This is a genomic window from Pseudorhizobium marinum (assembly GCF_000705355.1).
GTDB classification, from domain to species: domain Bacteria; phylum Pseudomonadota; class Alphaproteobacteria; order Rhizobiales; family Rhizobiaceae; genus Neorhizobium; species Neorhizobium pelagicum.
Genome location: NZ_JMQK01000073.1, coordinates 1 through 727, shown reverse-complemented (window position 1 = coordinate 727; position 727 = coordinate 1). Strand labels below are relative to the sequence as shown.

The 727-nt window shown below is 63.8% G+C and carries 1 pseudogene; it reads right to left on the bottom strand.

What is annotated here, in order from left to right:
- Positions 1–727 (bottom strand): annotated as a pseudogene (locus EO99_RS27940) (hypothetical protein); the annotation flags it as partial.

The window sequence follows — 727 nt, the reverse complement described above, 5'->3', positions numbered from 1 at the left end:
TCCCGCCATAGAGGAAGAGCAGGGCCGCCAGCAGGGCGGCAACAGCCACCGTGCCGAACGACAGCGCCCTGATGCTGAGGTGCCGCTGTCCCTGCCAGGTGGAGAGAAGCAGGACGACTGCGACACCGCAGACGGCCGCCGCAAATCCCATGCGCGAGGTGGTGAGGGCAAGCGTGACGCCGATGATGAGGCATCCGGCGACTGTGACGATGACGCCGTTCTTGCCTTCGAGAGTTTCCACCAGCCGGCTTTGGCGTCCCGTTTCCCGCGGGCAAAAGAGGGTGTTGCCGAGGAGGCTTGCACCGATCGCCGCACCGATGGCCAGAAAGGTGGCATAGGAGTTGCGGTTGACGAAGCCGCCGGTCGCCGAGCCGCGATAGGCCCATTTCTGGATGAACAGGATGGCATCCTCGAACTCGAAGAACAGCAGAAGCCCGAAGGCCGCATGCGCGACGACGATCCAGAACAGCACCTTCAGGAACGCCGTCGATCGAGAACTGTTGGCGGCGATCTGGAGGCAGAGATAGAACAGAAGGCCATAGCTCAGCCAGCGGAGCAGGCCGAGCAGGGTGTCGCCGGGCGTGAGCGAGATGCGCGTGCCCGGATCGACGCCGCCCGGAAGATAGAGCCAGGAACTCGGAAGGAGATTCGCGACGGGCAGGATCTGCAGGACCATGTAGCCCGCCAGAATCCAGAAGAGCCAGGCGAGGACGGCATAGATCGACAC